The 23,774-nt window shown below is 68.3% G+C and carries 25 protein-coding genes; 8 read left to right on the forward strand and 17 right to left on the reverse strand.

What is annotated here, in order from left to right; translation table 11 throughout:
- Position 1: 1 nt before the first annotated feature.
- Genes PBT88_RS00280 through mutS form a run of 5 tightly spaced genes read right to left on the reverse strand, consistent with a single transcriptional unit; the run spans position 2 to position 6,603 of the window.
- Positions 2-619 (reverse strand): Pr6Pr family membrane protein, encoded by a 618-nt coding sequence (locus tag PBT88_RS00280; protein WP_270077270.1) that lies wholly within the window; start codon positions 617-619, stop codon positions 2-4.
- Entirely contained in the window at positions 616-969 is a 354-nt protein-coding gene (locus tag PBT88_RS00285) for a VOC family protein (RefSeq protein ID WP_270077271.1), read from the reverse strand. The genes PBT88_RS00280 and PBT88_RS00285 overlap by 4 nt, the downstream gene beginning before the upstream one ends.
- A 24-nt stretch (positions 970-993) precedes the next feature.
- On the reverse strand, positions 994-3,747 hold the full coding sequence (locus PBT88_RS00290) for a [protein-PII] uridylyltransferase (RefSeq protein WP_270077272.1): 2,754 nt from the start codon (positions 3,745-3,747) through the stop codon (positions 994-996).
- A 40-nt stretch (positions 3,748-3,787) separates the two neighbouring features.
- On the reverse strand, positions 3,788-3,994 hold the full coding sequence (locus PBT88_RS00295; RefSeq protein ID WP_270077273.1) for a TOBE domain-containing protein: 207 nt from the start codon (positions 3,992-3,994) through the stop codon (positions 3,788-3,790).
- Positions 3,991-6,603 carry a DNA mismatch repair protein MutS gene (gene mutS, locus PBT88_RS00300; protein ID WP_270077274.1) on the reverse strand — a complete coding sequence of 871 codons (2,613 nt, stop codon included), beginning with the start codon at positions 6,601-6,603 and terminating at the stop codon, positions 3,991-3,993. Before mutS ends, PBT88_RS00295 begins: the two co-directional genes overlap by 4 nt.
- 80 nt (positions 6,604-6,683) lie before the next feature.
- Between mutS and PBT88_RS00305 the strand changes: the two genes are divergently transcribed.
- Positions 6,684-8,939 (forward strand): NADP-dependent malic enzyme, encoded by a 2,256-nt coding sequence (locus PBT88_RS00305; protein ID WP_407696577.1) that lies wholly within the window; start codon positions 6,684-6,686, stop codon positions 8,937-8,939.
- Between the two features lie 51 nt (positions 8,940-8,990).
- Here PBT88_RS00305 and PBT88_RS00310 read toward each other — a convergent pair whose 3' ends face one another.
- Entirely contained in the window at positions 8,991-10,082 is a 1,092-nt protein-coding gene (locus PBT88_RS00310; protein WP_270077276.1) for an alkene reductase, read from the reverse strand.
- Positions 10,083-10,265: 183 nt separating this feature from the next.
- Between PBT88_RS00310 and PBT88_RS00315 the strand changes: the two genes are divergently transcribed.
- On the forward strand, positions 10,266-10,934 hold the full coding sequence (locus PBT88_RS00315) for a COQ9 family protein (RefSeq protein ID WP_270077277.1): 669 nt from the start codon (positions 10,266-10,268) through the stop codon (positions 10,932-10,934).
- Between the two features lie 7 nt (positions 10,935-10,941).
- On the opposite strand, the gene PBT88_RS00320 is transcribed toward PBT88_RS00315, so the two are convergent.
- Positions 10,942-11,541, reverse strand: coding sequence for a hypothetical protein (locus PBT88_RS00320; RefSeq protein ID WP_270077278.1), 600 nt, complete (start codon positions 11,539-11,541; stop codon positions 10,942-10,944).
- A gap of 170 nt (positions 11,542-11,711) precedes the next feature.
- On the opposite strand from PBT88_RS00320, the gene PBT88_RS00325 reads away from it, so the two are divergent.
- From PBT88_RS00325 to ssb, 3 genes are read left to right on the forward strand one after another with little or no spacing between them, the layout of a single operon-like run.
- On the forward strand, positions 11,712-11,954 hold the full coding sequence (locus PBT88_RS00325) for a FeoA family protein (RefSeq protein WP_270077279.1): 243 nt from the start codon (positions 11,712-11,714) through the stop codon (positions 11,952-11,954).
- Complete coding sequence (gene feoB, locus PBT88_RS00330) at positions 11,951-13,813, forward strand: ferrous iron transporter B (RefSeq protein ID WP_270077280.1); 1,863 nt, start codon at positions 11,951-11,953, stop codon at positions 13,811-13,813. Before PBT88_RS00325 ends, feoB begins: the two co-directional genes overlap by 4 nt.
- A 15-nt stretch (positions 13,814-13,828) precedes the next feature.
- Positions 13,829-14,386, forward strand: a complete 558-nt coding sequence (gene ssb, locus PBT88_RS00335; RefSeq protein WP_270077281.1) for a single-stranded DNA-binding protein — start codon at positions 13,829-13,831, stop codon at positions 14,384-14,386.
- 6 nt (positions 14,387-14,392) lie between these two features.
- On the opposite strand, the gene PBT88_RS00340 is transcribed toward ssb, so the two are convergent.
- The 3 genes from PBT88_RS00340 to PBT88_RS00350 form a co-directional block, all read right to left on the reverse strand.
- Positions 14,393-14,539 (reverse strand): hypothetical protein, encoded by a 147-nt coding sequence (locus tag PBT88_RS00340; protein WP_270077282.1) that lies wholly within the window; start codon positions 14,537-14,539, stop codon positions 14,393-14,395.
- Between the two features lie 125 nt (positions 14,540-14,664).
- Positions 14,665-15,201, reverse strand: a complete 537-nt coding sequence (locus PBT88_RS00345) for a YceD family protein (RefSeq protein WP_270077283.1) — start codon at positions 15,199-15,201, stop codon at positions 14,665-14,667.
- A complete protein-coding gene (locus tag PBT88_RS00350) occupies positions 15,198-15,683 on the reverse strand; it encodes a ubiquinol-cytochrome C chaperone family protein (protein WP_270077284.1) in 486 nt (161 codons plus the stop codon). The genes PBT88_RS00345 and PBT88_RS00350 overlap by 4 nt, the downstream gene beginning before the upstream one ends.
- Positions 15,684-15,867: 184 nt before the next feature.
- Between PBT88_RS00350 and PBT88_RS00355 the strand changes: the two genes are divergently transcribed.
- Positions 15,868-16,371: an outer membrane protein assembly factor BamE gene (locus PBT88_RS00355; RefSeq protein ID WP_270077285.1), complete on the forward strand. Its 504-nt coding sequence runs from the start codon at positions 15,868-15,870 to the stop codon at positions 16,369-16,371.
- A 135-nt stretch (positions 16,372-16,506) separates the two neighbouring features.
- Here PBT88_RS00355 and ribH read toward each other — a convergent pair whose 3' ends face one another.
- Genes ribH through gltX form a run of 6 tightly spaced genes read right to left on the reverse strand, consistent with a single transcriptional unit; the run spans position 16,507 to position 21,424 of the window.
- Positions 16,507-16,920, reverse strand: coding sequence for a 6,7-dimethyl-8-ribityllumazine synthase (gene ribH, locus PBT88_RS00360; RefSeq protein ID WP_270077286.1), 414 nt, complete (start codon positions 16,918-16,920; stop codon positions 16,507-16,509).
- Positions 16,920-18,038, reverse strand: coding sequence for a 3,4-dihydroxy-2-butanone-4-phosphate synthase (ribB, locus tag PBT88_RS00365; RefSeq protein ID WP_270077287.1), 1,119 nt, complete (start codon positions 18,036-18,038; stop codon positions 16,920-16,922). Before ribB ends, ribH begins: the two co-directional genes overlap by 1 nt.
- Complete coding sequence (locus PBT88_RS00370) at positions 18,035-18,652, reverse strand: riboflavin synthase (protein ID WP_270077288.1); 618 nt, start codon at positions 18,650-18,652, stop codon at positions 18,035-18,037. Before PBT88_RS00370 ends, ribB begins: the two co-directional genes overlap by 4 nt.
- A gap of 10 nt (positions 18,653-18,662) precedes the next feature.
- Positions 18,663-19,667, reverse strand: coding sequence for a bifunctional diaminohydroxyphosphoribosylaminopyrimidine deaminase/5-amino-6-(5-phosphoribosylamino)uracil reductase RibD (gene ribD / locus PBT88_RS00375; RefSeq protein ID WP_270079343.1), 1,005 nt, complete (start codon positions 19,665-19,667; stop codon positions 18,663-18,665).
- A 47-nt stretch (positions 19,668-19,714) separates the two neighbouring features.
- Positions 19,715-20,056: a hypothetical protein gene (locus PBT88_RS00380; RefSeq protein WP_270077289.1), complete on the reverse strand. Its 342-nt coding sequence runs from the start codon at positions 20,054-20,056 to the stop codon at positions 19,715-19,717.
- Positions 20,057-20,089: 33 nt separating this feature from the next.
- Entirely contained in the window at positions 20,090-21,424 is a 1,335-nt protein-coding gene (gene gltX, locus PBT88_RS00385; RefSeq protein ID WP_270077290.1) for a glutamate--tRNA ligase, read from the reverse strand.
- A 111-nt stretch (positions 21,425-21,535) separates the two neighbouring features.
- Between gltX and PBT88_RS00390 the strand changes: the two genes are divergently transcribed.
- Positions 21,536-22,471 carry a ribose-phosphate pyrophosphokinase gene (locus PBT88_RS00390; RefSeq protein WP_270077291.1) on the forward strand — a complete coding sequence of 312 codons (936 nt, stop codon included), beginning with the start codon at positions 21,536-21,538 and terminating at the stop codon, positions 22,469-22,471.
- Positions 22,472-22,502: 31 nt separating this feature from the next.
- On the opposite strand, the gene PBT88_RS00395 is transcribed toward PBT88_RS00390, so the two are convergent.
- Positions 22,503-22,937: a VOC family protein gene (locus PBT88_RS00395; protein ID WP_270077292.1), complete on the reverse strand. Its 435-nt coding sequence runs from the start codon at positions 22,935-22,937 to the stop codon at positions 22,503-22,505.
- A gap of 68 nt (positions 22,938-23,005) precedes the next feature.
- Here PBT88_RS00395 and hisN point away from each other — a divergent pair, with 68 nt between their 5' ends.
- Positions 23,006-23,773, forward strand: coding sequence for a histidinol-phosphatase (gene hisN / locus PBT88_RS00400; protein WP_270077293.1), 768 nt, complete (start codon positions 23,006-23,008; stop codon positions 23,771-23,773).
- The last annotated feature ends 1 nt before the right edge of the window (position 23,774 follow it).

Raw genomic sequence — 23,774 nt, forward strand, 5'->3', positions numbered from 1 at the left:
TTCAGGCGGGCGCCCGCAGCCTTGCGAGGCGCCCGTCGATCCATCGGATCGCATAGCCCAGTGTCACGAAGAACAGCGCCATCCACGCCATGTTGATGGCGACCTGGGCCATGCCTTCCTTGGCGACGCTGAGGAACGGGTAGGGATACCAGCCGGTCAGCGCGCCGTGGAGCAGGGTCCACGCACCATAAGCGGCCGGGTAGATCAGCCAGAGCAAGGGCGTCGCCGCGCGGATGCCGCCATGGCGGCCGAAGGCCAGCCATCCCACTGTCCACAAGGTCGGCACCAGCTGGTGCGCGAGCATGTTGCCCCACCAATCCGGCCCCGACAGATGGAAGAGATGCGCCAGCAGCAGCTGGAACACGGCGGCGACCACGACGATGTAGAGCGTCGTCGCCGCGCGTAGCGCCGGATGCAGCGCCCAGCCCCGCCCAAGCGCGAAGCCGGCGGCCATCACCATCACCAGCGCATTGCCGAGGATCGTGAAGAAGCTGAGGTAGATCAGAGTCAGTTCGCCGAGCGGACGGTGGTTGGTCTCCAGCGTGAAGCGATATTCGAGGATCAGGCCGATCAGCGCGAGGACGGCGACGGTGAGATGCCACAGCCTGTCGCGCGTCACTCGGCGACTTCCCACAATTCGATCGGCAGGCCTTCCGGATCATGGATCCGCATGAACAGCCCGATTCCGGGCATGTCCCACTCGTCACGTCGCTCGACGGCAATGCCGGCCGCCTCCAGCGCGTCCGCCATCGCGATCAGTCCCTCGACCCGCAGGTTGAGCATGAAGGTCTGGTCGACCGGGAAATAGTCGCTGTCCGCCTTGAACGGCGCGAACACGGTCATCCCGGCCTGCTGCTGCCAGACCGATTCGGCACCGGCATCGATGCCGAGATGGGTCTTGTACCAGGCGGCGCGCGCGACCGGATCGCGGCTTCGGAAGAACAGGCCGCCGATTCCCGTCACGCCCATATCAGTCTCCCCAACCCGTCGCCCTCAGGCGGCTTCCTGCACGTCCTCGCCGGCGGCGGCGGCGAGCAGGCGCCGTTCGAGCGCCCTCAGCCGCTGCGTTCCCGACAGCTTATCACCGGTCAGGTCGGTCAGGTAGAAGGTATCGACCGCGCGCTCGCCATAGGTGGCGACGTGGCTCGAATGGATCGTCACCTTGGACTGGAACAGCGCGTGGGCGAGCGCGTGGAGCAGCGCCGGGCGATCGAGCGCGTTGACCTCGACCACGGTGAAGCGGTTGGAGGCCTTGTTGTCGATCAGCACCACCGGCTCGACATCGAAGGCGTCGGCGCGGATGCGGGGTGCGGGCTTGGCGGCCAGGCGATCGGCGAGGCGGGTGCGGTTGGCGAGCGCATCCTCGATCGCGGCGCGCAGCCGGGTCAGCCGGTCGGGATCGTCGAAGGTGCCGCCGAACGGATCCTGCACCAGGAAATTGTCGACCGCCATGCCGTCGCGGGTGGTGTGGATGCGCGCGTCGATGATGTTGCCGCCGGCGACGTGGATGGCGCCGGCGATACGATAGAAGAGGCCGGGATGATCGGCCGCATAGACCGTCACCAGCGTCGCCTCGCGCTCGCTGTCCGGGCTGGCGGCGATCCACAGCGGCCGATCGGTGGCATCCGCATCGGCGATGGCGCGGGCATTGGCCTCCAATATGTCGGACGCCTCGGCGATCCAATAGCTCTCCGGCATCCGGTGCGAGAAGGCGTCGAACCGCGCCTCGTCCCATGCGAGCGCCTCGCGCAGGTTGCGCTGCTTGTCCTCGACCCGCTCGCGCCGGCCCTTCTGCTTGTGGCCGAGCCGGAGCACCTCCTCCGCCGCCTGGAAGAGATCGCCGAGCAACTGGCGCTTCCACCCGTTCCACACCGCGGGGCCGACCGCGCGGATATCGACGATGGTGAGCAGCAGCAGCAGGCGCAGCCGCTCCGGGCTCTTCACCTGTTCGGCGAAATCGAGGACGGTCTTGAAGTCCGACAGGTCGCGCTTGAAGGCGGTGGCCGACATCAGCAGATGATAGCGCACCAGCCATGCCACCATCTCGGTTTCGGCATTGTTGAGGCCGAGACGGGGGCCGAGCTTCATTGCCACCTCGGCGCCGAGGATCGAATGATCGCCGCCGCGCCCCTTGGCGATGTCGTGGAGCAGCACCGCGACATAGAGCACGCGGCGGGTCACGATCTGGTGGATCAGCGTGGTCGCCAGTGGGTGATCATGGCCCAGTTCGCCCTTCTCGATCCGGCTGAGCAGATCGATCGCGTGGATGGTATGCTCGTCCACCGTGAAATGATGGTACATGTCGAACTGCATCTGGGCGACGACGCGGCCGAAATCCGGCATGAAGCGGCCGAACACGCCGGCCTCGTTCATCCAGCGCAGCACCATGCCGGGATTGCGCGGGCCGGTCAGCACCTCCATGAACAGGGCGTTGGCGCGGGGTTCTTCGCGGATGCCGTCGGCCAGCTTGGCGTCGCGCGAGGCCTGCCGCATCGTCAGCGGGTGGATTTCGAGCCCGTGGCGCTCCGCCAGCGCGAAGATCTCGATCAGGCGCACCGGATTCTCGGCGAAGAAATCATCGGACGGCGTGCCCAGCCGGCCGCGATCGATGACGAAGCCGTCGAGCTTGCGGGGGCGGCGCTTGCCGGTGATCGCGTCGGCGAAGCGGCGGCCGCGGCTGGCGAAGGTCTCGTCAAGATGGGCCAGGAACACGCCCGTCAGCGCGCCCACCATTTTCGCGGTGAGGAAATAATGCTGCATGAAGCGCTCGACCGCCGATCGGCCGGGGCGATCATTGTAGCGCATGCGGCTGGCGATATCGCGCTGGAGGTCGAAGGTCAGCCGATCCTCGGCGCGGCCGGCGACGATGTGGAGATGGCAGCGCACCGCCCACAGGAAATTCTCGGCGCGCTGGAACTGCTTGAGCTCCTCGGTGGTGAGCAGCCCGGCGCCGACCAGCTCCGGCACCGACCGCACGTTGAGGACATATTTGCCGATCCAGAACAGGGTGTGGAGATCGCGCAGGCCGCCCTTGCCCTCCTTGAGGTTGGGTTCGACCACATAGCGGCTGTCCCCCATCCGGCGGTGGCGATCGTCGCGCTCGGCGAGCTTCTCGGTGACGAAGGCGCGTTCGGTGCCGTGGCGGACCTCCGCCTCGAACCGACGCGCGGCCTCGTCGTACAGTGCCTCGTCGCCCCAGATGAACCGCCCTTCGAGCAGCGCGGTGCGGACGGTGAGATCGCTCTTCGCCATCCGCACCATCTCGTCCAGCGAGCGGCTCGAATGGCCGACCTTGAGGCCGAGATCCCACAAGATGTAGAGGATCGTCTCAATCACCCGCTCCGCCCAGCCGGTCTGCTTCCACGGCGTCAGGAAGGCGATGTCGACATCCGAGAACAACGCCATCTCGGCGCGGCCATAGCCGCCCACCGCCATCAGCGTCAGCCGCTCACCGGCGGTGCGGTTGGTGCGCGGGATCATCCGCTCGGTGGCGCAATCGAAGGTCACGCGCAGGATCTGGTCGGTCAGGAAGGCGTAGCTCGCTGCCGCCTCGTTGCCGCGCGTGGGATGCTCGGCGAGCCGGCGTGCGATCTCGGCGCGGCCGGCGTCAAGCGCCTGCTTGAGCAGCAAGGTCGCCTCGCGCTTGAGCACCGCCGGATCGTCGGGCAACGCGGCAAGCGCCGCGACGAGCTTGCGCCGATCGACGATCGCGCGGCGGTTGGAGAGGCTGTCGAGGCGGGAGGGCATCCGCCTGATGTAGCGCAGCGCGGGTTAAGCGCCAGTGTCGCTATTTCCCGATCAGCACGTCGCTCGCCTTGACGATCACCGTCACCGTATCGCCCGGCACCAGCGCGAGATCGGCGATCGCTTCCTCGGTGATGCTGGAGGTGACGATGTTGCCGCCGCCAATGTCGATCTTGACGGTGCCGTTCACCGCGCCGGGTGTGATCGAGACGATGGTGCCGGAAATCTGGTTGCGTGCGCTGATCTTCACGCTGTTTCTCCCTGGGTCAGGCTCTTGAGGCGATAGACGAGTTCCAGCGCCTCGCGCGGGCTCAGCGCATCGGTGTCGACCGCCGCCAGCGCCTCGCGCAACGCATCGGCGGGTTCGGCGTCGCGCTCGGTCGCCGCCGCGAACAGCGGCAGGTCGTCGAGCCCCGCCGCGATGCCGCCGGTCTTGTCGCGGCCCTTCTCCAGCCGCGTCAGCACATCCTTCGCGCGCGCCAGCACCGGCTTGGGCAGGCCGGCGAGCCGCGCCACCGCAAGGCCGTAGCTCTTGTCCGCCGCGCCGGTCGCCAGTTCGTGGAGCAGCACGAGTTCGCCCTTCCACTCCTTGGCGCGGACATGGTGGAGGCTGAGCGCGTCGAGCTTCTCGGCCAGCCGGGTCAGCTCGTGATAATGGGTGGCGAACAGGCAGCGGCAGCGATTGGTTTCGTGGATGCCCTCCAGCACCGCCCAGGCGATGGCGAGGCCGTCATAGGTCGAGGTGCCGCGACCCACCTCGTCGAGGATCACGAAGCTGCGGTCGGTGGCCTGCGCCAGGATCGCGGCGGTCTCGATCATCTCGACCATGAAGGTCGAGCGGCCGCGCGCGAGATTGTCGGAGGCGCCGACGCGGCTGAACAGCCGGTCGACCAGCCCGAGCGCCGCCGACGTCGCCGGCACGAAGCTGCCGGCCTGCGCCAGCACCGCGATCAGCGCATTCTGGCGCAGGAATGTCGATTTGCCGCCCATGTTCGGCCCGGTGACCAGCCACAGCCGCGAATCCTCGCTCAGCCGGCAATCATTGGCGACGAAGCGCTCGCCGGTGGCGGCGACGGCAGCCTCCACGACCGGGTGGCGACCGCCCTCCACCTCGAAACAGGCGTGGGGCATGATGTCGGGCCGGCACCAGCCGCCCTCGATCGCGCGCGCAGCATGGCTGCCGGCGACGTCGAGCCGGGCGAGCGCGTCGGCGGTGGTGGCGATCGGATCGCGCGAACCGAGCGCGGTGTCGATCAGATCCTCCAGATGCGCCTGCTCGGCGGCGAGCGCATGGGCGCCGGCCTGGCTCACCTTGAGCGCGAGTTCGTGCAGTTCGGGGGCGTTGAAGCGGACGACGCCGGCCAGCGTCTGGCGGTGGGTGAAGCCCGACTCCGGCCTCATCAGCGGATCGGCGAATTTGGCCCCGACCTCGATATGATAGCCGAGCACGCCGTTGTGGCGAATCTTGAGGCCCGCAATGCCGGTCTGTTCGCGGAAGCGCGCCTCGAGCGCGGCGATCGCGCGGCGGCCGTCGCCGGCGAGGCCGCGCAGCTCGTCGAGCGCCGCGTCATAGCCCTCGGCGATGAAGCCGCCATCCGACGCGTCGATTGGTGGCGTCGCGACCAGCGCGCGGGACAGGCGATCGACCAGCGCGCCGTGGCCGCGCAGCTGCGGCAGCAGCTGGAGGAGCAGCGCGGGCGGCCCCTCCAGCCCGTCGAGCAGTTCGTGGAGATCGCGCGCGCCGGCCAGCCCGTCTCGCAGCTGGCCGAGATCGCGGGGCGAGCCGCGCCCGGCCACCAGCCGCCCGAGCGCGCGGCCGACATCGGGGAGCGCGCGCAACGCGGTGCGCAGCCGGTCGCGGCAGGTGCCGTCCTCGGCGAAGCGACCGACCAGGTTCAGCCGCGCCTCGATCGTGACCGCATCGTTGAGCGGCGCCGACAGATCGGCGGCGAGCAGTCGTGCGCCGGCGCCCGTCACGGTGCGGTCGACCGCATCGAGCAGGCTGCCCTTGCGCTCGCCGGATTGGGTGCGGGTGAGCTCGAGGCTTTCGCGCGTCGCCGCGTCGATCGCCATATGATCCTCCGCGGTGCGCGGGGTCGGCGGCTGGAGGAAGGTGGTCCCGCCTTGCGCGGTGCGATCGAGATAGGCGAGCAGGCCGCCGGCGGCCGCCAGCGCCGCCTTGTCGAAGCTGCCGAAGCCATCGAGCGTCGCCACCCCGAAACGGGATTTCAGCAGTCGCTCGCCTTCCCCCGATGCGAAGGTGGAGCGGGGGGCGATCACCGCATCCTCCGGGCCGGTGGCGCCTTCCGCGATCACGACCTCGGAGGGGCCGAGCCGGGCCAGTTCGGCATCGAGCGCGGCGACGGGCACCGAGGCCAGCTCGAAGCGCCCGGTCGAGATGTCGGCCGCGGCCAGCCCGATCCGCGGCCCCTGCTCGGCGATCGCGACCAGCCAGTTGGCGCTGCGCGAATCGAGCAGGGTCTCCTCGGTCAGCGTGCCCGCCGTCACCAGCCGGATGATCTTGCGGGCGACCAGCGCCTTGTAGCCGCCGCGCTCCTTGGCCTGCGCCGGCGTCTCGACCTGCTCGGCGACGGCGACGCGGTGGCCGGCGCGGATCAGCCTCGCCAGATAGGCGTCGGCGGCATGGATCGGCACGCCGCACATCGGCGCGCCGTCGCCGCGCGCGGTGAGCGCGATGTCGAGGCAGGCGGCGGCGATCTTGGCGTCCTCGAAGAACAATTCGAAGAAATCGCCCATCCGGTAGAAGAGCAGGCAATCGGGCGCCTCGGCCTTGAGGCCGTGATATTGCGCCATCATCGGGGTCAGCGTGCCGGTCGCCGGTGGGTTGGTTCCGCTCATCGCCCAGCTGCTACCGGCTTTGCCTTGCCCCCGCCAGCGTCATGCCGCATGGGCCTCGCATCTATCGGGAGATCATGGAAATGGCCGAGCGGCTGCAGGTTTCGGAGCGCGAGGCGCTGGATTTTCATTCGAGCGGCCGCCCCGGCAAGATCGAGATCATCGCCACCAAGCCGATGGCGACCCAGCGTGATCTCGCGCTCGCTTATTCGCCCGGCGTCGCGGTGCCGGTGAAGGCGATCGCCGCCGATCCCGACACCGCCTATGACTATACCGCCAAGGGCAATCTCGTCGCGGTCATCTCCAACGGCACCGCGATCCTCGGCCTCGGCAATCTCGGCGCGCTCGCATCCAAGCCGGTGATGGAAGGCAAGGCGGTGCTGTTCAAGCGCTTCGCCGACGTCGACTCGATCGATCTGGAACTCGCCACCGAGGATGTCGATCGCTTCATCGATGCGGTCGAGCTGATGGAGCCGAGCTTCGGCGGCATCAATCTCGAAGACATCAAGGCGCCCGAATGCTTCGTGATCGAGCAGACCCTGCGCGAGCGGATGAACATTCCGGTGTTCCATGACGACCAGCACGGCACTGCGATCATCTCGGCGGCCGGCCTGATCAACGCCTGTTACCTCACCGGGCGCGAGCTGTCCGACATCAGGATCGTCGTCAACGGTGCCGGCGCCGCCTCGATCAGCTGCACCGAGCTGGCCAAGGCACTCGGCGTGAAGCCTAACAACGTGACCCTGTGCGATTCCAAGGGCGTGATCTATCGCGGCCGCACCGAGGGCATGAACCAGTGGAAATCGGCCCATGCGGTCGAGACCTCGGCGCGCACGCTGGACGAGGCGATCGAGGGCGCGGACGTGTTCTACGGCCTCTCGGTGGCCGGCGCGCTGACCCCGGCGATGGTCAAGAAGATGGCGCCCAAGCCGATCATCTTCGCGATGGCCAATCCCGATCCCGAGATTTTGCCCGAGGATGCGCTGGCGGTGGTGCCCGATGCGATCATCGCCACCGGTCGCTCGGATTATCCGAACCAGGTCAACAACGTCATCGGCTTCCCGTTCATCTTCCGCGGTGCGCTCGACGTGCGGGCGACGACGATCAACGAGGAGATGAAGCTGGCGGCCGCCCATGCGATCGCCGCGCTGGCGCGCCAGCAGGTGCCCGAGGAAGTGGCGGCCGCCTATGGCGTCGCCCACCGCTTCGGGCCGGACTATATCATTCCGGCGCCGTTCGATCCGCGCCTGATCGAGATGATCCCGGTCGCAGTGGCGCAGGCCGCCATGGATTCGGGCGTCGCGCGCAAGCCGATCGAGGATATGGAGGCCTATCGCGAGAGCCTGCGCGGCCGGCTCAACCCGACCACCTCGGTGCTCACCTCGGCCTATGAGCAAGCCCGTGCCCGTCCGCGTCGCGTGCTGTTCGCCGAGGCCGAGGAGGAGGTGGTGCTGCGCGCCGCCATCGCGTTCAAGGATGGCGGCTACGGCATCCCCGTGCTGGTCGGCATCGACGACGTGCATGATCGCCTTGCCAAGCTCGGCGTCGAGGATCCGTCGGGCTATGAGCTGCACAATAGCCGCCACTCGCCGCTCGTCCCGCGCATGGTCGAAACGCTGTATGACAAGCTCAAGCGCAAGGGCTTCCTGCGCCGCGATGTCGAGCGGATGGTCAACCGCGATCGCAACATATTCGGCGCGCTGCTGCTGGCGATGGGCGAGGCCGACGTGATGGTGACCGGCGTCACCCGCCACTTCCGCCAGACGCTCGACGAGGTGCGCCGCGTGATCGATCCGGCGCCGGGCCATACCCCGTTCGGCATCCACCTGCTGGTCGGCCGCAACCATTCGGTGTTCCTGGCCGACACCACCGTGAATGAGCGCCCGTCCGCCGAGCAGCTCGCCGACATCGCCGAGCAGACCGCGGCAGTGGCGCGCCGCATGGGGCAGGAGCCGCGCGTGGCGTTTCTGTCCTACTCCACCTTCGGCAACCCCGCGGGCGAGTGGCTGGATAATATCCGTGGGGCGGTGCAGGTGCTCGACACGCGCAACGTCGGCTTCGAATATGAGGGCGAGGTGTCGGCGGACGTCGCGCTCAACCCGGCGATGAAGCGCTATTATCCGTTCAGCCGCCTGTCCGGCCCGGCCAATGTGCTGATCATGCCGGGGCTGCAATCCGCCAACATCTCGGCCAAGCTGCTGAAGGAACTGGGCGGCGAGGCGGTGATCGGGCCGACGCTGGTCAATATGGGCCATCCCGTCCAGATCGCCTCGATGACGTCGTCGGCGAGCGATCTGGTGACGCTGGCGGTGCTCGCAGCGGCCGGCATCGCACGCTGATCGCAACCCATCCCTCTCCCGTGGCAAACGGGAGAGGGATGGGCAGACGGCTCAGGCGGTGACCGCCTCGGCCGCGAACGGATAGTCGGTATAGCCCTCCGGTCCCTGGCTGTAGAGCGTCTTCACGTCGGGCGTCGCCAGCGGCAGGCCCTCGGCGATGCGTCGCACCAGATCGGGGTTGGCGATATAGGGCCGGCCGAAGGCGATCGCGTCGGCGGTGCCGTCCGCCACGGCCTGCGCCGCGCTTTCGGGCGTGAAGTCCGAATTGAGGATCAGCGGCCCCGCGAACACCTTGCGGATGGCCGGTGCGATCGGCGGCACTTCGTTGGGCCGGAAGCTGCTGTCGCCCTGCGGCTCGCGCATTTCGAGGAAGGCGATGCCGATCTGCGACAGCGCGCCGGCGGCGGCGGTGAACAGCGCCTCGGCATGGCTGTCATTGGCGCCCTGCACGTCGCCATTGGGGGAGAGGCGCACGCCGGTGCGATCGGCGCCGACGGTATCGACCAGCGCCTGCGTCACCTCGGTGAGCAGGCGGATGCGATTCTCGATCGGGCCACCATAGGCGTCGTCCCGGAAGTTGGAATTGTCGCGCAGGAACTGGTCGATCAGATAGCCATTGGCGGCGTGGAGCTGGATGCCGTCGAACCCGGCCTTGATCGCATGGGCGGCGGCGCGGCGATACTCGTCGAGCAGGCGCGGGATTTCGGCGAGCGCGAGCGGGCGGGCCTGTTCATAGGGCTGCTTGCCATCATAGGTGTGGGCCGTGCCCGGCGCGGTCGTCGCCGAGGATGAGACCGGCTGCGCACCGCCGAGGAAGCTCGGATGGACGATCCGGCCCATGTGCCAGACCTGCGCGACGATCCGGCCGCCGGCTTCATGCACCGCATCCGTGATCGGTTTCCAGGCTTCCACCTGCGCATCGGTCCACAGCCCCGGGGCATAGGGCCAGCCGAGCCCTTCCTGGCTGATGCCGGTCGCCTCGGAGATGATCAGGCCGGCGCTGGCGCGCTGGCGATAATAGTCGATCATCAACGCGGTCGGGACATGTTCGCGGGTGCCGCGGGCGCGGGTGAGGGGGGCCATCAGGATGCGGTTGGGGGCGGCGATCGCGCCCAGCTGGATCGGATCGAAGAGCGTCGGCATGAAACCAGTCTCCCATTGCAACGGGGCAAACCGTCGGGGCCGGTATATGGGGGGCGCGGAAGCATCGTCCAGCGTCGCCATCGCCGTTCTGCGGGGAAGTTATTCTTGCCGCCGACCGAGGGGACGTTGGCGGGGCGGTCTGCACGCTGGTGCTGGTCCGCGGGCGGAGCTAGAAGCGCGGCCATGGCCGACATCCTCCTCCCCGCCGACCCGACCCTTGACGAGATGCGCGCGGCGCTTGGCGCCGTCATTCCCGCCCATGCCGTGTTCGATGGCTGGACCGAGATCGCGCTGGAGAATGCGGCGAAGGAGCTGAAGCTCGATCCCGCCCATGCCCGGCTCGCTTTCCCGGATGGCGCGCTCGGCATGATCGATGCCTGGTATGCCAGTATCGACACGCGTCTTGCCGCTGCCTTTCCGCCCGAGCGCATCGCGGCGATGAAGATTCGCGAGCGCATCGGGGCGCTGGTGCTGGCCCGGCTCGATTTCGCCCGCCCGCACAAGCAGGCGGTGCGCAGCGCGCTCGCCATCCTCGCCCAGCCAAGCCATTTGGCTGCCGCAGCGAAGTTCGGCTGGCGCGCGGCGGACGGGATGTGGCGGATCGCGGGTGATACCGCGACCGACTTCAACCATTATACCAAGCGGGTGACGCTCTCGGCCGTCTACGGATCGACCCTGCTCGCCTGGCTGGACGACGAAAGCGAGGGCGAGGCGGACACCCAAGCGTTCCTCGGTCGCCGCATCGATGGCGTGATGCGCTTCGAGAAGTTCAAGGCGCAGCTGGTGCCCGATCCGGAGCGGCGGTTCAGCGTCACGCGATTCCTGGGGCGGCTGCGCTACCCCGCCGCCTGACCGACGCTCAGTCGGACCCGCTTTCGCTGGCGAGGCGCGCGGCCATGCCGGCATGGCGCCCCGCGGCATAGGGATCGAGACCCGCCGCGCCGCGTGCCGGATCGACCGCATATTGCGGTGCCAGGACGACGCCGGTCACGCCCGCATAATGGCTGCCCTTGCCGGCGACGGCATCCTCGCCCTTGATCTGGCTGGCGAACGCCGCCCCCCCGATCACCCAGGCGATCACCACCTCGGTGGTCTTGCCCTGGCCCGCGATCCGATAATGGCCGGACACCGGCACCGGGCGGCCATCGATCGTCAGATCGACCAGGTCGAACTCCATCTTGCCCGATTTGCCGAAGCCGCCCTTGCCGGTGCGATAGGTGACGATGCCCTGACCGGGCGTGCCGCGCGGGATAACGACATAGCCGTCCTTCACCACATCCTGCGCGACGACCAGATCGATCGAGTCGCCCCGGCGCAGATCGGCGGTGCTGACGTCGTGCAGCGGCCGAACCTCCACCGCGGCACCGCTTTCGAGCGGCGATGCCGGTATCGCCTGGGCGGATGCGCCCGCCAGGATCGCGATCATCGTAGCGCCGAGCGCCGCCTTCATCCCCGTCATGTCCGTTTCCACCCCGTCCCTGTGGCGCCTGGCATCGCACGGATTCCGTAAAGGATGCCGGAAAGGGCGTGGTTAAATCGCCGCAAGGTAGGGATCGGCGCTGGCATCATACGGGTGTTATTGATAATGACTTGCATGGGGAGCCTTTCCCTCGAACTGGAATAGTGCCTGTGCGCCTCGATCAATTGCCGCTGAAATGCCCCGCCAGGGTTTCCGCCGTCGCGTGGGACGAGATGGCCGAAACCACCGCCAAGCGACTGCGCGAACTGGGGCTGGACGAAGGCGTGCTGGTGGAGGCGCTGCATGTCGCGCCGTTCGGCAGGGATCCGATCGCCTGCCGGGTGGGGCGGATGACGGTGGCGCTGCGCCGTGCGCAGGCCCATGCGATCACGGTCGAGCAGCTGGCCGCATGAACCCCGCACCGATGGTGGCGCTGGTCGGCAATCCCAATGCCGGCAAGAGCGCGCTGTTCAACGCGCTGACCGGCGCCCGCCAGAAGGTCGGCAATTATCCCGGCGTCACGGTCGAGCGGAAGGTCGGCCGGATGAGCCTGCCCGATGGCCGCCCGATCGAGCTGATCGATCTGCCCGGCACCTACAGCCTCGAACCGGCCAGCCCGGACGAGCAGGTCACGCGCGACGTGCTGTTCGGCCGCCAAGAGGGCGAGCGGCTGCCGCAGGCGATCCTGTGCGTGGTCGATGCGACCAATCTCGACAATCATCTGCGCTTCACCCTCCAGCTGATCGCGCTCGGCCTGCCGGTGGTGGTGGCGCTCAACATGGTCGACATGGCCGAGCGCGACGGGCTGACGATCGATGCCGCCAGGCTTTCGGCCGAACTCGGCGTGCCGGTGATCCCGACGGTCGCGGTGCGCAAGCGCGGCATCGATGCGCTCAAGACGGCGATGGAAGGACTTGTCGGCGACGGCACCGTCCGCAAGATCGCCGCCGGTCCGGGCTTCCACCACGAGGATCTGGTCGTGCTCCAGCGCCGGGCCCGCGCGATCGCGCTGGCCGCGACCACCGAGGAGCATGGCGCGCGCGCCTGGAGCCATCGCATCGATTCGATCGCGCTGCATCCGGTGTTCGGGCCGTTGCTGCTCGCCGCCTTGCTGTTCATCGTCTTCCAGGCGGTGTTCGCCTGGGCGCAGGCGCCGATGGACGCGATCACGGCGGGCTTCGACTGGCTCGGCCGCTGGGTCGAGGCGACCTTCCCCGACGGTTTCGTGCGCAACCTGCTCGCCGAGGGCGTGATCAAGGGGACCGGCGCGGTCGTCACCTTCCTGCCGCAAATCCTGATCCTGTTCTTCTTCATTCTGCTGCTGGAGGCGACCGGCTACATGGTCCGCGCCGCCTTCATGATGGATCGGTTGATGGCGCGGGTCGGCCTGTCGGGCCGCGCCTTCATTCCGCTGCTCTCCAGCTTCGCCTGCGCAGTGCCCGGGATCATGGCGACGCGGACGATCGACGATCCCAAGGATCGCCTGACCACCATCCTGATCGCACCGCTCACCACCTGTTCGGCGCGACTGCCGGTCTACACGCTGATCATCGGTTCGTGCATCCCGGCCAGGCATGTGCTGCCCTATGTCGGGTTGCAGGGCCTCGTGCTGTTCGGGCTGTTCATCATGGGGATCGTGTGCGCGCTGCTGGCGGCGCTGATCCTGCGCAAGACCGTCACCAAGGGGCCGAGCCAGGGCTTCATGATGGAAATGCCCAAATATCAGATGCCGAGCGTCCGCGACGTCGGGCTCGGCCTGTGGACGCGCTGCCTGATCTTCCTCAAGCGCGCCGGCACGATCATCCTGCTGTCCAACGTGATCCTGTGGGTATTGTCCTCTTACCCCGTGGCGCCGGCCGGGCAGAAGCAGACCGAATATTCGATCGCGGGCCGTATCGCCTCGGTGATCGAGGTCGTGGTCAAGCCGATCGGGTTCAACCATAATATCGCGCTGGCGCTGCCGCCGGCGATGGCGGCGCGCGAGGTCGCGGTGTCGGCGCTCGCCACCACCTATGCGATCGACGCCGGCGACGACACCGAGGCGGCCAGCGAGGCGGTCGGGCCCAAGATCGCCAGGGACTGGACGCTGCCCACCGCGCTCGCCTTCCTGATGTGGTTCGTGTTCGCGCCGCAATGCTTATCCACAATCGCGGTGACACGACGGGAAACGAACGGGTGGAAATGGCCGGCGTTCATGGTTAGCTACCTTTTCGTGCTGGCCTATGTCGCGGCGGGAGCGACCTTCTGGATCGCGACCTGGGCTGGACTCTAGATTCGGAGAGAATTCATGGCCGGCGTCAACAAAGTCATCCTCGTCGGCAATCTCGGGCAGGATCCGCAGTCGCGCAGCTTCCAGAATGGCGGCAAGGTCGTCGAGCTGCGCATCGCCACCAGCGAGACCTGGAAGGATCGCGCCACCGGCGAGCGCAAGGAAAAGACCGAGTGGCACACGGTCAAGATCTTCAACGAAGGCCTGGCCAACACCGCCGAGCGCTTCCTCAAGAAGGGCTCCAAGGTCTATATCGAAGGCGCGCTCCAGACCCGCAAATGGCAGGATAATGCCGGCGCCGACCGCTATTCCACCGAGATCGTGCTGCAGGGCTTCAACGGCTCGATGGTGATGCTCGATGGCCCCGGCGGCGGCCAGGGCGGTGGCCGTTCTTCTGGTGGAGACGAATGGGGTTCGTCGGGCGGCGATTTCGGCGGTGGCGGCGGATCGAGCTTCGGCGGTGGTAACAGCGGCGGCGGCTTCGGTGGCGGCCAGCGTTCGGGCGGTGCCTCCGGCGGCTCGCGCCCGGCCGGCGGCGCCTTCGACAGCGATCTGGACGACGACGTTCCCTTCTGAGTGCGCTCAGGCCGCGCGGCGGCGCGCGATCGTGACGTCGATATTGCGAAGCATATCCTCGATCGACGGCATGTCGTGCGCCGCCGGTGCGTGAGTGGGTGCCTTGCGCATCCGGCGGGCGATGACGGTGAAGCTGTCGGTCTGGCGGGCCATGGCAATCCTTTCGGGGCAGGCCTGTTCGCTAGAGTCGCGTGGTTAACGGACTCTTGACGCCATTTCGCAAAGCTGTGGACGAATATCCGTGCCGGGCAGGGGCTTCGGCACGGACAGAGCGGGGCTCAGCCCTTCGTCAGCCCCTTGAGTGCGGCGAACGGGCTGGTCTCGGCGCGCAGCCGCTCGGCCTCCTCCTCGGCGATCACGCCGGCGGCGTGCAGCCGCTGATCGGCATCGGCGACGCGGGGGAAGGGATCGAGGGCGAGGCTGAAGCCCTGCGCCACCGCCTCGCCGAGATCGATCGCGCCGCCTTCATAGGGCAGCACGTCGAGATCGCCGGCGTCCAGTTCCAGTTCCTCGTCCGCTGCCTCGCCCTCGGGATCGAAGCGCAGCGAGAAATGCTCGTCTACCCGGGCCTTGATCGGGTCGCCGGTGGCGACGCAGCTCTGCACCGCACGGCCGGACAGCTTGCCCTCCGCCCGGATCCGGGTGCCGTCGCGGCGGATCGTCGCATCCGCCGACAGGCTGTCGATCGAGACCAGCCCGAAGCGGGTCGCCAGCGCCGCCCGCTCGGCGGCATCGGCCTCGATATGCACGCCGCGCGGCTCCTCGCCGATCGTGTCGATCCGATAGGGGCGGCTGAATTCGGGGGTGCCGTTCACAGGGTTTCTCCAGATAGGGGCGCGCCTGCCACCAGCGTGGCCAGGTCGCGTTGCTCCAGCGCCGCGGCGAAGGCGCGTAGCCCGGCCTCGACATGCGCCTTCGCGGTTTCGGGCACGTCTGCGCCACGGTGGATATTGCGTTCGATCGCGCCGCCGAGGTCGCCGTCCGCGGTCAGGGCGTCGCGATAGGCGCTCAGGCGGCCGCCGAGCTGGCTCATCATGCGGCCGACATGCTTGCCGACCACGAGATCGCCGATGCCATGCTGGCGCAGCTGGCCGTCCATGTCGCTGATGAAGAGTTCGGTGAGCCTGGCGGCCGGTTCGCGGGCCGCATCGCCGAGCGCCTCGAGCCGTAGCAGGACCAGTGCCAACAGGCTGGAGACCATGTCGAAACGGCCGTCCAGCGTATCGGGCACGCGCCCGTCGAGATACCAGTGGGGCAGGCGCGCGGCGGCAACGATGGCGTTGTACAGCGGCATCATCGGGGCGGCATCGCCCCGTCCGCCCCATATCCGTTTGAGTAGAGCCACCAACCTGCCTGCATCCTGCGCACGAGCCGCCTTGTGCGGCGCCCCGGCACCGCATATTGAGCGGCTGAGCAGCCGATGCAATGCCGCTCGGGTTGGGTTTGGCCGGATCGGGCACCGGCGACGTGAGGAGAAGCGAATGACGGCCAGCATGCGTGGCGCCACCAAGGCCGCCGTAGCGGGCATGGCGCTGGCCGCAAGCCTCTCGGGCTGCGCCGAAGTGCGCAACCATCAGGGCTATGTCGTCGATCGCACGCTGGTCGCGTCGGTGGAGCCGGGCGTCGACAATCGCGATTCGGTGCAGGCCACGCTGGGCGATCCGAGCTTCGCCAGCCAGTTTGATGACGGCACCTGGTATTATGTGTCGCGCTCGACCAAGCAATTCTCGTTCGGTACGCCCAAGCCGGTCAGCCAGCTGACCCTCGCCGTGCATTTCGACAAGGCCGGCCTCGTCACCGGCATCGATCGCAGCGGGCTTGAGCTTGCGTCGCACATCCATCCGGTCGGCGACAAGACGCCGACGTTGGGCCGCACGCGCAGCCTGTTCCAGGAGCTGTTCGGCAATATCGGTGCGGTCGGTTCGGCCGGCATGAACGCGCCGACCACCGACAACCCGACCGGCGGCGGCACCAACGCGCCTTAATGCCAGGCGCTCGGCTGGTCTGCGGGCTGAGCCGGGCAATGGCGGCGACGGCCTGATTGCGTTCAGACCGGCTCCGAACAGCCCGAACGTCGCGCCGCACCCGATGGCAATGACCGATCGGGTGCGGCTACGGCCTCAGCTGTATTTCTGCTGAAGTTCAAGCATCGCAATCGCGGCCTTGGCCGCCTCGCCGCCCTTGTCCTTCTCGGTGCGACGGGCGCGGGTCAGCGCCTGCGCCTCGTTCTCGGTGGTGAGAATGCCATTGCCGATGGCGATGCCGTCCAGCGTCAGCGCCATGATCGCGCGCGCGCTTTCGCCGGCGACGATCTCGAAATGGTAGGTTTCGCCGCGGATCACCACGCCGATCGCCACGAAGGCGTCGTAATGATCGGCAGCCAGCGCGATCGCGCCGGGCACTTCCAGCGCGCCGGGCACGGTGATGGTCTCGTGGCTATGGCCGGCCGCCTCGATCGCGGCGCGGGCGCCTTCGAGCAGCAGGTCGTTCAGATGCTTGTAGAAACGGGCTTCGACAATCAGGATCTTGGCCATCAGAGTGGGCGCTCCTCGATGATGTTGAGGCCGTAGCCGTCCAGGGCGATCAACGTGTGGTGGGAATTGGTGAGCAGGATCATCTCGTGGATGCCGAGTTCGGCGAGGATCTGGGCGCCGACGCCATAATCGCGCAGCTCGTTCATCTCGGGCACCTTCTCGCCGGCATGGGCGCGGATCGCCTGCGACAACGATACGGTGCGGTTGAGCAGCACGACGACGCCGCTGCCTTCCGCCGCGATTGCCTCCATCGATCGTTCCAGCAGCGCCTCGCGCTCGCCGGTCCCGCCGAGCACGTCGGACAGGGTGTCGAGCGAATGCATCCGCACCATCGCCGGCTTGCCCGGTTCGAGCCGGCCCTTGACCAGCGCGAGCGTCTCGGCGTCGATCGCCTTGTTGCGATAGGTGATGGCGGTCCATTCGCCGCCCCAGCGGCTTTCGAACTTCGCCTCGGCGACCTTCTCGACATTATGGTCGTGGCGGCGGCGATAGGCGATCAGATCGCGGATCGTGCCGATCTTGAGGCCATGGAGCTGGGCGAAGGACACGAGATCGTCGAGCCGGGCCATCGTCCCGTCATCCTTCATGATCTCGCAGATCACGCCCGACGGGTTGAGCCCGGCGAGGCGGGAGACGTCCACCGCGGCCTCGGTATGGCCAGCGCGGACCAGCACGCCGCCCGGCTTGGCGATCAGCGGGAAGACATGGCCGGGGGTGACGATATGCTCGGGGCCCTTGGAGGCATCGATCGCCACCGCCACGGTGCGGGCGCGATCGCCGGCCGAGATGCCGGTGGTGACGCCGTCGCGCGCCTCGATCGAGACGGTGAAGGCGGTCTCGTGGCGGGTGCCGTTCTTGGCGCTCATCAGCTTGAGGCCGAGCTGATCGACCCGCTCCTTGGCCAGCGTCAGGCAGATCAGGCCCTTGCCATGGGTCGCCATGAAGTTGATCGCCGATGGCGTCGCCATCTGCGCGGGGATCACCAGATCGCCCTCATTCTCGCGGTCCTCATCGTCGACGAGGATGAACATGCGGCCATTCTTGGCCTCCTCGATGATCTCCTCGGTGGTCGAGAGGAAGGCGTGGCGCATACGCTTGAAGGGTTCGGCTGCGGTCATGTGCGGAGCTGCTCCATGCGGCCCAGATAGCGGGCGAGGATATCGATCTCGAGATTGACGGACGATCCCGCCGCCAGCGCGCCGAGCGTCGTCTGCGCGGCGGTGTGCGGGATGATGTTGAGCGCGAAATGGGTGGTGCCGTCGGGCTGGTCGGTGACGTCGTTGACGGTCAGCGACACGCCGTCGACGGTGATCGATCCCTTGGCGGCGAGATAGGGGGCCAGCGATGCCGGCGCCGCGATGTCGATGCGCCGCGAATCGCCCACGGGCGCCATGCCGACGACGGTGCCGATGCCGTCGACATGGCCGGTGACGATGTGGCCACCCAGTTCGTCGCCGACCTTCAGCGCGCGTTCGAGATTGAGCTGCCGCCCCTGTTCCCACATGCCGGAGGCGGTACGCGAGACGCTCTCTGCCGAGATGTCGACGTCGAACGTGGCCGGCGCGCCGGGCGCCGATTTGTCGACCACCGTCAGGCACGCGCCCGAACAGGCGATCGAGGCGCCGAGCGCCACGCCCGCCATGTCATAGCCGCAGGCGATGCGCAGGCGCAGGTCGCCGCGTTGCTCGACATGTTGGATGGTGCCGATGTCGGTGATGATACCCGTGAACATGCTGCTGCCCCTAGCGCCGTCGTTCGTAGATTTCGAGTGGGTCGATGCCGAAGGTTCGCGTATCGGTCAGCGCCCAGCGGCCATGCGCTTCGGAAAGCTGCCCGAGGCCGATATCGCCGATCGCCGCGCGGCCTTCCCCGATCAGGATGGGCGCGCGGTAGAGCAGCAGGCGATCGACCAGATCGGCGGCGAGGAAGCTCGACGCGACGCCGGCGCCGCCTTCGACGAGGACATGGTCGGTGCGCGGCAGCGCCGTGATCTGGTCCGGCGCGGACAGGACGAGATAGCCGCCGCCACCGCCGCCGAGCAGCATCTCGGTGATGAGCGCGGGGTGCTCCGCGCTGGCCTGCGCCGCGAACGATCGGCTGAGCAGCAGACGGGCAGGCGCGCGATCCTCCAGCCCCGGCAGGCGCACGTCGAGCCGTGGCGTATCGGCGTCGTGGGTGCCGCGCCCGACCAGGATCGCATCGGCGCGCGCCCGTTCCAGATGGGCGTGGGCGCGGGCCTCGGGGCCGGTGATCCAGCGGCTTTCGCCGGACGGCAGGGCGATCTTCCCATCGAGCGAGGTCGCGAGCTTCAGCGTGACGTGCGGCCGCCCCAGCGTCTGCCGGGTGAGGAAACCCGCCATCGCCCGGCGGGCGGGCTCGACCAGGATGCCCTCCGTCACCGCGATTCCCGCGGCGCGGAGGCGCGCAAACCCCTGGCCCGCGGTGCGCGGATCGGGATCGGTGATCGCGGCGACCACCCGTGCCGGCCGCGCCGCGACCAGCAGATCCGCGCAGGCCGGGCCGCGCGCGCCATGGTGCGCGCAGGGTTCCAGCGTCACATAGGCGGTCGCGCCGAGCGCCGATGCGCCGGCCTGTTCGAGCGCCACCGCCTCGGCATGGGGGCGGCCGCCCGGCTGGGTCCAGCCTCTACCGACGACGCGGCCATGCTTGACGATCACGCAACCGACATTGGGATTGGGCGCCGTGCGGCCCCGGCCGCGTTCGGACAGGGCGATCGCGGCGGCCATCCAGCGCGCATCGGCGGCGGGATCGATCCGGCTATCCATCGCGCGGCTCACAGCCAGCCGCTGGTGGCCTTCTGTGCCTTCTGGAAGAAGGCGCGGCGTTCGGCATTGGCCTGATCGCGCTCGATGCGATCCTTCTTCTGCTCGGCAATGATCTCCGCGTCGGTGCGATCCGCGCGCCAATTGTGGACGAAGATGATCTGCTGCTGCGCCGGGAAGCGGCTGTCATGCCAGAAGGCGAAGATGGTGAAGGCCGTGATCCCCGCGGCGAGGATGGCGATCACATAATCGGCGCGACCACGCGTGCCGAGGAATAGCCGCAGATCCTCGAACCCGGCGGCGAGGCGGCGGGGTGAGGGCGGCTTGAACGGCGAGAAGGATGAACGGGCCATAAGCGGCAAGATAGGCGTCTCCGGCCCCGGCCGCTAGGCCGCTGCCGTGCGCAACCGTTCGATCGCGCGTTCGCGGCCGATCAGGGGGAGCAGCGCCGCCATTTCCGGGCCGTGATCGCGGCCGGTCAGCGCCTGCCGCAGCGGCAGGAACAGGGCCTTGCCCTTGCGTCCGCTGGTCGTCTTGAGCGCGCCGGTCAGCGCGGCCCAGGGCGAGACGGACCAGTCGATCGCCGCGGCGGCTTCGGCCGCCTGCGCGCAGAAGAGTCTGTCCTCGGCGGTCAGCGGCGCCGCCGCGATCGGCCCGTCGATCATCGCCTGGCCCTCTACGATGTCGTTCAGCGTGGCGAGATTCGGGCGGAGCGCCAGCCAGCCGGCCTCGCTGGTCCCGGCCGGCAGGCGATCGCGCACGGCGGCATAGGGCAGCAGGTGCAGCGTCTTGGCGTTGAGTTGGGCCAGCTCCGCCGAATCGAACCGGGCCGGCGCCCGGCCCATATGCGAGAAGGCGAACCCTGCGATCAGGTCGCCGGCCTGCGCGACCGGCATGACGGGGTCGCTCGTCCCGATTCGCGCGAGCAAGGCGAGCAGGGCCTGCGGTTCGATCCCGTCCTGGCGAATCGCGCCGACGCCGATCGAGCCCTCGCGCTTGGAGAGCTTGCCGTCCGCCCCGACCAGCAGCGCCATATGCGCGAAATGCGGGATGGCGGCCCCCAGCGCGGCGAACATCTGGATCTGCACGGCGGTGTTGGAGACATGATCCTCGCCGCGCACGACATGGCTGACCTTCATGTCGATATCGTCGATCACGCTCGGCAGCAGATAGAGCCAGCTGCCATCCGCACGGCGGACCACCGGATCCGACAGCGCGGCGCCCTCGAAGCGCTGTGGCCCGCGCACGAGATCGGTCCACTCGATCGGCACCGCGTCCAGCCGGAAGCGCCAATGCGGGCGGATGCCGTCGGCCTCCAGCCGGTGCCGCTCCTCCACCGTCAGCGCCAGCGCGGCGCGATCGTAGATCGGCGGCAGGCCGCGCCCGAGCGCGACGCGCCGCTTGATCGCCAGCTCCTCCTCGCTCTCGTAGCAGGGATAGACCCGGCCGGCCGCATGCAGCCCCTCGAACGCCGCCTCGTAAAGCGCGAAACGATCCGACTGGCGGACCTCGCCATCCGGCACCAGCCCGAGCCACGCCAGATCCTCGCGGATCGCGACGACATTCTCCTCGGTGGAGCGCGCGCTGTCGGTATCGTCCAGCCGCAGCAGGAATGTGCCGCCGGCCGCGCGCGCCGCCAGCCAGCACACCAGGGCGGTACGGATGTTGCCGACATGCAGCTTGCCGGTGGGAGAGGGCGCGAAGCGGGTGATCACGGTCATGGAGGGCGCTGTAGCAGCCTGTCATCGTCCCGCAACTTGGCAGGACGCCGAGTCGTCGCTAAGGCGCGCGCAACACACGCCCGGCGTCGGGCGCCGCCGGGGATCACACGCATGAAACTTCTGTCGGGCAATTCGAACCTGACGCTCGCCAAGGCGATCGCGGACTATCTCGACATGCCGCTCACCAATGCGAGCGTGCGCCGTTTCGCCGACGAGGAGATCTTCGTCGAGATCCACGAGAATGTCCGCGGCGAGGACGTGTTCGTCCTCCAGTCGACCGGCTATCCGGTCAACGACAATCTGATGGAATTGCTGATCTGCATCGATGCGCTCAAGCGCTCGTCGGCCCGGCGGATCACGGCGGTGCTCCCTTATTTCGGCTATGCCCGGCAGGATCGCAAGCCCGGCCCCCGCACGCCGATCTCGGCCAAGCTGGTCGCCAACATGATCACCGCGGCGGGGGCCGATCGCGTGCTCTCGGTCGATCTCCATGCCGGCCAGATCCAGGGTTTCTTCGATATCCCGACTGACAATCTCTATGCCGCGCCGGTGATGTCGGCGGATATCCTGGCGCGCTTCTCCGGCAAGAATCTGATGGTCGTCTCGCCGGACGTCGGCGGCGTGGTGCGTGCGCGCGCGCTTTCCAAGCGGCTGGGCAATGCGCCGCTGGCGATCGTCGACAAGCGCCGTGAAAAGCCGGGCGAATCGGAGGTGATGAACATCATCGGCGACGTCGAGGGCCGCTTCTGCATCCTGATCGACGATATCGTCGATTCGGCCGGCACGCTGTGCAACGCCGCCGCCGCGCTCAAGGAGGCGGGGGCCGAGGGGGTGGTCGCCTACGTCACCCATGGCGTGCTGTCCGGCGGCGCGGTGGCGCGCGTCGAGGGTTCGGTGCTGACCGAACTGGTCGTGACCGATTCGATCGCGGCGCCGCCTGCGGTGGCCGATGCCCAGAAGATCCGCCTGCTGACGATCGCGCCGCTGCTGGCGGAAGCGGTGAAGCGCATCGCCGACGAAACCTCGGTGTCGAGCCTGTTCGACTGATCCCGGCAGGGATGCCCCGCCGGGAGGCGTGTCAGGCGTCGGCCGGCGGCGGTGCGAAGGGGTCGTAGTCCCCGAAGCTCCAGATATTCCCTTCCGGGTCGCGGGCGGTATAGCCCCGGCCCGGATAGCCCTCATTGTCGTGCGGTTCGGTGACCAGTTCGGCGCCGGCCGCCCTCGCGCGTTCCGCATGGGCGTCGACGTCGGCGATCACCGCATAGACGCACATGGTAATGCCGCCGGCCTCTTCGGTCGTCCGCCAGCGATAGGTGTCGCTGGCCTCGTCGTCGCTGGTGCTGCTCAGCATGATCATATTGCCGTCCAGCTGGAGCTGGGCATGGTGGATCACCTCTTGATCCTCTTCATCGGCATAGATGGCGTGCGGCAGGAAGCCGAAGGCATCGCACAGGAACAGGATGGCGGCGGGCGCATCGTCATAGCGAAGCGTGGGGATCAGGGCGTGGCGCATGGTCGATTCATCTTTCGAAAGCTCACCCGAGGCTACCGCAGCCATGCGCGTTTCGCTACGGCATGGGCATGACCGACGACGATATCCGACTGGCCGAGCGACTGGCCGATGCGGCCGGCGCCGCGATCCGCCCCTTCTTCCGCGCCCGCTTCGATCTGGAGCAGAAGGCCGATGCCTCGCCTGTCACCGAGGCCGATCGCGCCGCCGAGGCGGCGATGCGCGCGATCATCGAGGCCGAGCGACCGGAAGACGGCATCATCGGCGAGGAATATGGTGTGGTGCGCGGGGAGGCCGAGCGTTTGTGGGTGCTCGACCCGATCGACGGCACCCGCGCCTTCGTCACCGGCCGGCCGCTGTTCGGCACGCTGATCGCGCTGCTGGAAGGCGGCAGCCCGGTGCTGGGCATTATCGACCAGCCCATCCTCGGCGAGCGCTGGATCGGCGCCGCCGGCCGGCCGACGCGCTTCAACGGCGGGATCGTCGGCACGCGCCATTGCACCGATCTCGCCGAAGCCCGGTTCGGCAGTACCGCGCCCGCCGCGTTCAGCGTGGACGAGAATGCCGCCTATGCGCGCGTCACCCGCGATGCGCGTGACGCGATCTGGGGCGGCGACTGCTATAATTACGGGCTGGTCGCGCTCGGTCAGCTCGACGGCGTGATCGAGGCGAACCTGAAGCTCTATGATTTCGCTGCGCTGGTGCCGGTGGTCGAGGGCGCGGGCGGCGTGATGCGGGATTGGCAGGGCGCGCCGCTCGACCGGGGCAGCGACGGCCGCGTGGTGGCGCTCGGCGATGCCCGACTGCTCGATCCCGTGCTGGAGCGGCTGGGCGGCTGAC

Source organism: Sphingomonas abietis, assembly GCF_027625475.1.
In the GTDB taxonomy this organism is placed as follows: Bacteria; Pseudomonadota; Alphaproteobacteria; order Sphingomonadales; family Sphingomonadaceae; genus Solisphingomonas; species Solisphingomonas abietis.

Bases quoted from the DNA above. Each gene is read 5' to 3' on its own strand.
- PBT88_RS00285 (WP_270077271.1), bottom strand. From the start codon at position 969: ATGGGCGTGACGGGAATCGGCGGCCTGTTCTTCCGAAGCCGCGATCCG.
- PBT88_RS00290 (WP_270077272.1), bottom strand. From the start codon at position 3,747: ATGCCCTCCCGCCTCGACAGCCTCTCCAACCGCCGCGCGATCGTCGAT.
- mutS (WP_270077274.1), bottom strand. From the start codon at position 6,603: ATGAGCGGAACCAACCCACCGGCGACCGGCACGCTGACCCCGATGATG.
- PBT88_RS00305 (WP_407696577.1), top strand. From the start codon at position 6,684: ATGGCCGAGCGGCTGCAGGTTTCGGAGCGCGAGGCGCTGGATTTTCAT.
- PBT88_RS00310 (WP_270077276.1), bottom strand. From the start codon at position 10,082: ATGCCGACGCTCTTCGATCCGATCCAGCTGGGCGCGATCGCCGCCCCC.
- PBT88_RS00315 (WP_270077277.1), top strand. From the start codon at position 10,266: ATGGCCGACATCCTCCTCCCCGCCGACCCGACCCTTGACGAGATGCGC.
- PBT88_RS00320 (WP_270077278.1), bottom strand. From the start codon at position 11,541: ATGACGGGGATGAAGGCGGCGCTCGGCGCTACGATGATCGCGATCCTG.
- feoB (WP_270077280.1), top strand. From the start codon at position 11,951: ATGAACCCCGCACCGATGGTGGCGCTGGTCGGCAATCCCAATGCCGGC.
- ssb (WP_270077281.1), top strand. From the start codon at position 13,829: ATGGCCGGCGTCAACAAAGTCATCCTCGTCGGCAATCTCGGGCAGGAT.
- PBT88_RS00340 (WP_270077282.1), bottom strand. From the start codon at position 14,539: ATGGCCCGCCAGACCGACAGCTTCACCGTCATCGCCCGCCGGATGCGC.
- PBT88_RS00350 (WP_270077284.1), bottom strand. From the start codon at position 15,683: ATGATGCCGCTGTACAACGCCATCGTTGCCGCCGCGCGCCTGCCCCAC.
- PBT88_RS00355 (WP_270077285.1), top strand. From the start codon at position 15,868: ATGACGGCCAGCATGCGTGGCGCCACCAAGGCCGCCGTAGCGGGCATG.
- ribH (WP_270077286.1), bottom strand. From the start codon at position 16,920: ATGGCCAAGATCCTGATTGTCGAAGCCCGTTTCTACAAGCATCTGAAC.
- ribB (WP_270077287.1), bottom strand. From the start codon at position 18,038: ATGACCGCAGCCGAACCCTTCAAGCGTATGCGCCACGCCTTCCTCTCG.
- PBT88_RS00370 (WP_270077288.1), bottom strand. From the start codon at position 18,652: ATGTTCACGGGTATCATCACCGACATCGGCACCATCCAACATGTCGAG.
- ribD (WP_270079343.1), bottom strand. From the start codon at position 19,667: ATGGCCGCCGCGATCGCCCTGTCCGAACGCGGCCGGGGCCGCACGGCG.
- PBT88_RS00380 (WP_270077289.1), bottom strand. From the start codon at position 20,056: ATGGCCCGTTCATCCTTCTCGCCGTTCAAGCCGCCCTCACCCCGCCGC.
- gltX (WP_270077290.1), bottom strand. From the start codon at position 21,424: ATGACCGTGATCACCCGCTTCGCGCCCTCTCCCACCGGCAAGCTGCAT.
- PBT88_RS00390 (WP_270077291.1), top strand. From the start codon at position 21,536: ATGAAACTTCTGTCGGGCAATTCGAACCTGACGCTCGCCAAGGCGATC.
- PBT88_RS00395 (WP_270077292.1), bottom strand. From the start codon at position 22,937: ATGCGCCACGCCCTGATCCCCACGCTTCGCTATGACGATGCGCCCGCC.
- hisN (WP_270077293.1), top strand. From the start codon at position 23,006: ATGACCGACGACGATATCCGACTGGCCGAGCGACTGGCCGATGCGGCC.